The sequence below is a fragment of the Streptomyces sp. NPDC041205 genome (assembly GCF_055591765.1).
Map to the genome: position 1 here is coordinate 1 of NZ_JBVIZH010000021.1, position 7008 is coordinate 7008.

General features: G+C 65.2%; 6 protein-coding genes. 5 read left to right on the plus strand and 1 reads right to left on the minus strand.

The window, feature by feature from the left end:
• The first annotated feature begins 50 nt into the window (after positions 1-50).
• Positions 51-1577, plus strand: coding sequence for an ISKra4 family transposase (locus ACZ6BG_RS39050; protein ID WP_469011133.1), 1527 nt, complete (start codon positions 51-53; stop codon positions 1575-1577).
• 34 nt (positions 1578-1611) lie between these two features.
• Here the strand turns inward: ACZ6BG_RS39050 and ACZ6BG_RS39055 are convergent, their stop codons facing one another.
• Complete coding sequence (locus ACZ6BG_RS39055; RefSeq protein ID WP_469011135.1) at positions 1612-2382, minus strand: alpha/beta fold hydrolase; 771 nt, start codon at positions 2380-2382, stop codon at positions 1612-1614.
• Positions 2383-2536: 154 nt separating this feature from the next.
• On the opposite strand from ACZ6BG_RS39055, the gene ACZ6BG_RS39060 reads away from it, so the two are divergent.
• The 4 genes from ACZ6BG_RS39060 to ACZ6BG_RS39075 are packed head-to-tail and all read left to right on the plus strand — an operon-like array spanning position 2537 to position 6964.
• Positions 2537-5020, plus strand: a complete 2484-nt coding sequence (locus ACZ6BG_RS39060; RefSeq protein WP_469011137.1) for a DEAD/DEAH box helicase — start codon at positions 2537-2539, stop codon at positions 5018-5020.
• Positions 5017-6117 (plus strand): AAA domain-containing protein, encoded by a 1101-nt coding sequence (locus tag ACZ6BG_RS39065; RefSeq protein WP_469011143.1) that lies wholly within the window; start codon positions 5017-5019, stop codon positions 6115-6117. The genes ACZ6BG_RS39060 and ACZ6BG_RS39065 overlap by 4 nt, the downstream gene beginning before the upstream one ends.
• Entirely contained in the window at positions 6114-6569 is a 456-nt protein-coding gene (locus ACZ6BG_RS39070) for a hypothetical protein (RefSeq protein ID WP_469011138.1), read from the plus strand. The genes ACZ6BG_RS39065 and ACZ6BG_RS39070 overlap by 4 nt, the downstream gene beginning before the upstream one ends.
• 50 nt (positions 6570-6619) lie before the next feature.
• Positions 6620-6964, plus strand: coding sequence for a hypothetical protein (locus tag ACZ6BG_RS39075; RefSeq protein ID WP_469011140.1), 345 nt, complete (start codon positions 6620-6622; stop codon positions 6962-6964).
• Positions 6965-7008: the final 44 nt, after the last annotated feature.

The window sequence follows — 7008 nt, forward strand, 5'->3', positions numbered from 1 at the left end:
ACTAGCGTCGAGGGTGACGAAACCATTCGATGCCCCGGAACGAGAGCCCGATGGAAGACTACGAGCATGCCGCGATGGCTGACCCGTTTGCCCGCGCGGTTTCTTTCTTCACTCAGCTGATCTCCGATCTCTCCGGCTCCGCCGTGCTGGTCCTGCCTCATCAGGATGTGGAGGAAATGGCTGCGGCGCGGGGCCGGGAGCTGGCCCGGCTGCTACTGCAGGCCCACCTTGATCTGCGGGCCCGCCCCGAGGAGGCGGAACTGGCCGCGCTGAATCCGTGCTCGCGTGCGGCCCTGGCCGGCGGACGCACCCGCCTGGAACGCGGACATCACCGCGAACTGGCCACCGTCCTTGGGACGGTGAGGGTCACCCGGTGCGCGCTCAGGTCACCGGGCCAGGTCAACTGCTACCCGGCCGACAAAGTGCTCGGCCTACCGCACGAGCGGCACAGCCTGGGAGTACGCAAGCTCGCCGTGCTCGAGGCGGTACGCGGTTCATACGACACCGCGACGGAGGCGATCACCCGCTGCTGCGGGAAGGTAGTAGGTAAACGCCAGGTCGAACACCTCGTGCAGGCAGCGGCGGTGGACGTGGCCGCGTTCCACGCCGTCCGCATCCCCACGCCGCAGAGCGCGGACATGCTGCTGGTGCTGTCCGTGGACGGCAAAGGGATCGTCATGCGCCCAGGCCACCTTCGCAAAGCCACCCGCAAGGCCGCCGAGCGCGCAAAGCGGACCTTCCGCACCCGCCTGGCCACCGGCGAGAAGACGGGACGCAAGCGGATGGCGACCCTAGCCGCCGTCTACGACGCCGCCCCGGCTGTGCGCCGCCCGCACGACATCATCGCCCCGCCCGGCGGCCGCAGCGGCGAGCGAGCACCCCGGCCAGGGCCGAAACCGCAGGCCAAGTGGCTGACAGGTTCGGTCGATCACGCCCCCGAGCACGTCATCGCCGCCGCCTTCGACCAGGCCCAGGCCCGTGATCCGCAGCACCGCCGGTGCTGGGTGGTCCTCGTCGACGGCGCCCGCCACCAACTCGACCTGATCCAGGCCGAGGCCAAGCGCCGCGGCGTGACCATCCACATCGTCCTCGACCTCGTCCACGTGATCGAGGAACTCTGGGCCGCATCCCGCTGCTTCCACGCCCCCGCCGATGCGGACGCCGAGGACTGGATCGCCGTCAAGACCGCCCGGATCCTTCGCGGATGCGCCCAGCAGGCCGCCGACGAGATCCGCGCCGAGGCTGATCACCGCAAGCTGACCGGTGATCAACGGGTGGCCGCCGACAGAGCCTGCCAATACCTCGACAACAACGCCGACTTCGTCCACTACGACCGGGCACTCTCCGCCGACTGGCCGATCGCCAGCGGCGTCATCGAAGGCGCGGCCCGCCACCTCATCGCCGACCGGCTCGACATCACCGGCAGCAGATGGAGCGTCCCCGGCGCCGAAGCCCTCCTCATCCTCCGCGCCGTCATCAGTAACGACGACTTCCCGGCGTACTGGAAGCATCACCTCGCCGCCGAACATAAGCGTCTCTACCCAGCTGACCAGCACCGATACGCTCTCACGGCCTGACCGCGATCTCACTTGGAGGGAGGACCGCACCCAACTACTTCTCCACCAGCCCCGACAGGAAAGCACGGACAGCGACGGCGTACTCGACCGGTGCGTCATGGTGCACAACATGGCCTGCCGCCAACTCGACACGTTGAGCCTGGCCGGTGAAACGGGCCACCATGTCGCGGGCATGGTTGGCCGACAACTCGTCACTGTGTGTCCCGTGAATCAGCAGGGTCGGGCACGATACCCCTAGCCAGTCCCTCCAGTGGTCACCGTTGAGTGCCTTCTGCGACCACACCGTGTGGTCAAGGTCGAAGGAGAAGCCCCAGCCATCCCCGACAGGCCGCAAGGAGCATGCCAGATACGGTGCCGAAGGGCCGAGAGCCGTGATCAGGGCTTCGCGGGACGGAGCGTTGCGGGGAAGCCGCTCGGTGAAGGACCAGTCCACGGTCACCACCGCGCCGATGTCCTCAACGATCAGCGCCGCGACCCGGCTCGAATGCCGTGCAGCATATTGGTAGGCGTTCACGCCGCCCAGGGAGTGGCCGAGCACAGCCACCGAGCCGAGTCCCAGATGGCGGTGGAAAGCCTCGATGTCGGCGACGTAGTCGTCCCGTTCGTAACTGCGGGCCTTGTCGGACTCCCCATGCCCGCGCTGATCGAGCGCGATCACCCGCCACCGTGGCGCGAGCGCATCGCCAAGCGGCCCGAACTCCGACGCCTCGCTGTAGTGCCCGTGGAAGGCCAACAGCGGAACTCCCGGACCACCGAAGTCCAGATACGACAGCCGACGCTCACCCACACTGAAGAACTCACGCATGCTGCGGATGCTAAGCGGCAGTACTGACATCCCGAGGCTAACCAGCAGCTGACGGAGACCAGAACCAGCCAGCCTGCCACTCACTCAGAACGAGCTACACCCAACCGAGAACGACTTCGTTCTTGAAGGGGTCGGCGAGGCCGAGATCAATCCAGTGCTGCTCTACGCGCTGAGTCGTCAGTACGGCCTGGACGGTGATCTCGAGGAACTCACCGACAAGATAACGAACGCAATCGACGAGTGCGCGGATCCCGGGGATCGTACGCGTTGTGCCTATGAGGTGCTGCAGGCGGCCTGCACACATAGCAACCTCAATGTGGAACTGGAAGAGCGCGTGGTGGCTGGTGTCTTCAGCTTCGACCGGCTTCCCATGGTCAATGACCTGGCCCAGTCGGTCGACTTGTTGGCGAGCCACCCCGTGGTAGCGGCCCTGGCCAACGACAAGGAAGCCGAATGTACTCTGCGGGCAGATGCAGTTCCCCGGGTGCCCTCCAACGCGGACTCCATCACACCTCGGTCGGAGTACCTCGTCCGTGACGCTGATGGCTCTCAGCAACGGGCCATCAGCGCCGCACTGGCCGGCGCTCACCTGGTCATCGAGGGGCCACCCGGCACGGGCAAGAGCCAGACCATCGCCAACCTGATTGCCGCCTTCGCGGCTTTGGGTAAACGAACGCTCTTCGTCGCCGAAAAGCGTGCCGCGATCGAAGCCGTGACGGACAACCTTGCCGAAGTAGACCTCGATGGACTGGTCTTCGACCTGCATGGCAACAGGCTCAGCCGCCGCCAGACCGCCCAGCAGCTCTATGAGGCCCTGGAACGCGCCGGACAGGAGCCACCACCCCGCCTTGCCGATCTCCACAGGAGCCTTGATGGCCATCGTCAGCAGGCTCTGCAGCATGTTCAGGAGTTCCACCAGTCTCTGCCGCCCTGGGATATCAGCCCGCACCGATTGATCACGCACCTCATGGCCAGCCCTCGCGACCAGCACACCCGACTGCGATTGCGCGGCAGCGATCTTCACCGCCTCCGCGGTGAGCAACTGCTCCAAGCCGAGAGGGACCTACGCGCCCTCGTGTCCAAGAACTGCCTCCTGGTCCGGCGTGGATCATCCCCCTGGTCTCACCTGTCGGTCCGCTCCGACAGCGAACTGCATTCTGTCGTAGCCAGCCTTGACCAGCTCACCGGCCGTGCCCTGACCGATGCCCGCAGCACCGTCGAGAAGTTGGTGGACACTGCAGGGTTGCGACGGGCCGACAACGTCCAAGGATGGCAATCCCTCCTCACGCTGCTACATGACGTCACCACCACCCTCAGCCGTTTCGAGGCAGCCGTCTTTGACTCGGAACTGAACGACATGATCGCTGCGACTGCCGACCGCGCCTGGCGCAAGGAACACTCACTCAAGGTCGGTTGGCGGCAACGCCGAAAACTGACAGCAAGAGCGCGAGGACTGGCCAAGGACGGCTGCCGTCCCCGCCCCTTGTTGCACGCGGCTCTCATGGAGGCTGCCGATCAGAAGATTCGGTGGCAGGAACAGGCTACGGCTGTTGACAGCAGCCCGTGGGCTGTTCCCAGGCTGTCGTCCGCCGTCGCCTCGTTTACGGAAGTGCGCAATCAGCTGGCCGCGGTAGCTCTGTGTGCGCGCTGGGACGGCTGGGAGAACACTTCCACCGGTGAGGCAGACCGGTTCATCCAGCGTCTCGGCCAAGACCGGGAGACGTTGCTGCGGATGCCCGAGCTCAACCAGCTCACCGACCGCCTCGAGTCGGCCGGGCTCGGCAACCTCCTGGATGAGCTCGCCGAAGCCGACACCGCCCCCGACGTCGCTGTCGGAACCCTCAACCACCTCTGGTGGGCCTCCGTTCTCGACGAGGCACGCATGCAACACCCGTATCTGCGCTCCTTCACCGGAACCGAGCACGACCACACGATCGAACAGTTCCAACGACTCGACCGCGCTCACCGCGACCTCAACCCTGCCCGCGTCCGATACGAAGTCGCCACCCGCCTGAGGAAAGCCCGCGACACCAACGCCGAACAGAACTCCCTTGTGCGCACCCAGGCACACCGCAAATCCCGGCACCTGACCCTGCGCAGACTGGTTGAGAAGGCGCCGGACGTCCTTATGGCCGTCAAGCCGTGCTGGGCCATGTCCCCACTTGTCGTCAGCCGCGTCCTTCCCGCCACCCGCCTCTTCGACGTCGTCATCTTCGACGAAGCCAGCCAGGTCCTTCCTCACGACGCCATCACATCCATCATGCGCGCCCGCCAGGTCATCGTCGCCGGCGACCCACATCAGCTTCCCCCGACAACCTTCTTCCAGAAGCTTCTCAGCGGTGCAGACGAAAACACCGATGATGAAGACCCCGGGGCCGCTGCACCAGATGCCTTCGAGTCCCTCCTCGACATGCTCTGCAGCCGCCTGCCCGTTCACACCCTTAAGTGGCACTACCGCAGCCGCGACGAACGCCTCATCGCCTTCGCCAACCACACCATCTACAACGACACACCCGTTACCTTTCCGGGCACCATTCAAGCCAGCCCTCTACGCCTGGACATCGTCGACGCCCAGGCCCGCCCCGGCCAATCGGCTCCTCTGATGAAGAAGTACAGCGCGTCGTCGACCTCGCCCTGACGCACGCCAAGCACAAACCGCATCAGAGCCTCGGCGACATCACCATGGGACAGCGCCACGCAGACCGGATCGACCTCGCTCTGAGACAAGCCCTGCAGGACCACCCGGACCTGCAGGACTACTTCAGTTCCGAAGCAGGACCACGCCGACGCTTCTTCGCCAAAAGCCTCGAACAGGTCCAAGGCGATGAGCGTGACGTCATCATCCTCAGCATCGGCTATGGAAAGGCCGCCAACGGACGCCTGGCGATGAACTTCGGTCCGCTCAACAACGAGGGGGGAGAGCGGCGTCTCAACGTGGCCATCACACGCGCCCGCCAGTCGATGACCGTCGTCACCTCCTTCACCCACCACGACTTCGACCCATCCAAACTCTTGGCCTCCCGGCACCGCGGCCCCGAAATGCTCCGTGCGTTCTTGGAGTACGCCTCCCACGGAGGAGACGTCCAGTGCACCGGCAGCGCACGCACCGACTGGAACCTCAACGGCTTCGAACAACAGATCCTCGCCGTTCTGGAAGCAGCTCATGTCCCGGTCACACCTCAGTGGGGCGTCTCCGGCTACCGCATCGATTTCGCGCTTGACCACCGCGACCGCCCCGGACAGATGGTCCTAGCCGTCGAAACGGACGGCGACCGCTACCACCGCGCTCCCAGCGCCCGTGATCGCGACCGACTGCGCCAAGAACACCTGCAACGACTCGGATGGCACTTCCACCGCATCTGGGCGTCCAGTTGGTTCGCCAATCCACACACCGAACTCGACCGACTCCTCGACGCCTGGCACGCCGCCACGGAGCGAGCCGACCGTACACCTATCCCCGACCCAGTTCGCCGCGCACCAGCTCCGTCCCCCGAGGCCGATCGAGGCAACCGTCCTGCCTTGCCGCAAGGAAGACGCACCAGCGACTACAGCGACACCCATCTGCTCGACCTGGCCAACTGGCTTCTGAGCGACGGATACCAACTCGATCGCGACACCCGCATAGGCCAGGCCCTCACCGAACTCGGTTTCAAGCGCCGCGGTCGCGTGATCACTGAACGCCTCACCCGTGCCTTTGAACAGGCCCAGCACCCAGCAGACAAGGAACAACAGTGACGAACACGCTCGACACCCTGACTCTCGAACGCGTTGCTCGTCTCATCGTCGACATGCACGGCCCCTTCGAGCGCCGCGGCTACCAGCTGGAACAACTACTGCGACGCGCGGCCTGGCCATCGCCTCCGGAGTACGACGGCTCACCCCGCATCGTATGGCTCACTGACATCATGACTGGCGCTGGTACCCATGCTGCTGTGAGCAGGCTGCTCTGCCGCATCTGTGACCCGCTCGAATACGACGAGGGCTTCTCCTCTGCCGACCTCATCCGTCAAGAGCTGAACAGCCTCCTCGCCGCCGAGGGCCTGGCCGTGACCTACGTTGCCCGACGCCCTGTCCTGGGAGAGGTCAGCGCCGACGGTCACAGCACGGTGTTCTCTGTTCCCGAGGGCTTGGAAGAGCGAATCCGCCCCCTCGTCAGCAGCGAGGAGTTCCTGCGGCAACTAAACTAATGGAGAGGGTCACTGAAACGCAGATCTGTGAGCGACACGGTGCTTATGGCATGGCGCTCATCGGCATCGGCAGCTTCACAGAAGCTCTCCTCCTCGACGTGCTCACGCACAGAGATCCCGGCCTGCAACGGGGCTTCCCTCAGGGCGAGAGGCGTGTTTCGCCTGAACGGGCCAGCTTTGCGCTGCTCCTGGACACCTCTCGTGCTCGAGGATGGATCCAGATGGACGCCCACGACTTCATGACGATCGTCCGTGAGTACCGAAACTTCGTTCATCTGCGCAAACAACGAGAACGCGGCGTCATCCCGGACCGCGACACTGTCGGCATGTGCTGGGGGCCGGTCCTCGCGGTGCTCAACGACCTCGAGACCACCCGAGAGCCCACTTCCGTATGACCGCGCCGACACCCAACGTCGTCCCGCACTTCTTCGCGACTAGA

Coding starts and splice junctions, on each gene's coding strand:
- ACZ6BG_RS39075 (WP_469011140.1), top strand. CDS start 6,620: ATGGCGCTCATCGGCATCGGCAGCTTCACAGAAGCTCTCCTCCTCGAC.
- ACZ6BG_RS39050 (WP_469011133.1), top strand. CDS start 51: ATGGAAGACTACGAGCATGCCGCGATGGCTGACCCGTTTGCCCGCGCG.
- ACZ6BG_RS39055 (WP_469011135.1), bottom strand. CDS start 2,382: ATGCGTGAGTTCTTCAGTGTGGGTGAGCGTCGGCTGTCGTATCTGGAC.